Consider the following 1,235-nt stretch of genomic DNA (forward strand, 5'->3'; position numbering starts at 1 on the left):
AACATGAACTGTGTTAAAAGTCAAGCGGTAGGCGCAAGTTTTGAGTTGAAATCGGCTTGGTAGGGCACGCCTGATTTGATAATGGCAAAAGCCTGTTTGAGGAGCTTATTGCAGACGGCAATCAGGGCCAGCTTCTTGTTTTTGCCCTTGGCTACGAGGCGGTCAAAGAGGGCGGCACAGGCCCCGTTGGTTTTCTTGGCCGAGAAGCTACACATGAAGAGCTTACCGCGAATCAAGCCGCCACCCATCTTGGTAATGCGCACCTTGCCGCGGATGCTGGTACCCGAGGTATGCTCACGGGGCGACAAACCCGCCATCGCAATCAACTGGCGGTAGTTGTCCAGGTGGGTGAAGCCGCTGGCAAAAATCAACAGCATACCCGCCGTCTTGCGCCCAATGCCGGGAATGGAGCAAAGCAGCGTCATTTCGGCAGCAAAGCGCTGTTCTAGCAAGGTCAAGAGTTCGGCCTCCACTGCTTCTACTTGCTGGGTTAAGGTTTTTAGCGTCTGCTGTAAGCGTTTGAGCGCGAGCTTACTCACAACGGGTTGCCGCTGGAGGGCCTCCAGGGCATTACTAACCATCGTTTTTTGCTTGAGCAACTGCTCGGTCACCTGTTCGAGTTGGCGACATTCTACCAGCACCGTTTCAGCTGGGTGCCAAACCTTTACTTCTTGCTGCTGACCGTAGCGTAAGAGCCATTGCGCATCTTTGCGGTCACTTTTGCCCTTACTCAAGTGCATCTGGATGAAGCGCTTGATGACGAGTGGATTCAGTACGGCGACCTCCCCGCCCTGTTCGTGCAGGTAATAGGCCAGGGCTAGGTTGTAAGTGCCAGTAGCTTCCATCACGAACCGGCACTGTGTCCCACAAGCCTTTACCAGCTGCTGAAAGCCCGCTTTAGTATTACTGACTTCCAAGTGTTTGATAAGCTCATCCACTTGATAGCAAACGGCGAGCGTGGCTTTACTCACGTCCAGGCCGACAACGGGTAAGGAAGAGGCGGTAACCATCATAGAAGTAGTGAAAGGGTGGAAAAAGCACTACGAAGGACTTCTAAGGAGTCTTTTACTATCCTGATACAGGCTCGTGGCCTCATGGAACTGTCCAAAGTGACCCTAGAAAAGAGTGGGGATTGTCATGTTAAACGGGCTCCATCGCCCCATAAGACTAGAATCTTACTCCACTCTTTTCCTTCATTGACCTAAATTAAGAGGTCATGTCCAAACATAGGATAA

1 protein-coding gene is annotated in these 1,235 nt (G+C 51.8%); it reads right to left on the reverse strand.

The genetic code is table 11. The features are described from left to right. Nucleotides 1-20: 20 nt before the first annotated feature. Nucleotides 21-1,013, reverse strand: a complete 993-nt coding sequence (locus HW556_RS18345; RefSeq protein ID WP_176901563.1) for an IS110 family RNA-guided transposase — start codon at nucleotides 1,011-1,013, stop codon at nucleotides 21-23. Between the last annotated feature and the right edge of the window lie 222 nt (nucleotides 1,014-1,235).

The sequence above is a fragment of the Hymenobacter terrestris genome (assembly GCF_013377905.1).
GTDB classification, from domain to species: domain Bacteria; phylum Bacteroidota; class Bacteroidia; order Cytophagales; family Hymenobacteraceae; genus Hymenobacter; species Hymenobacter terrestris.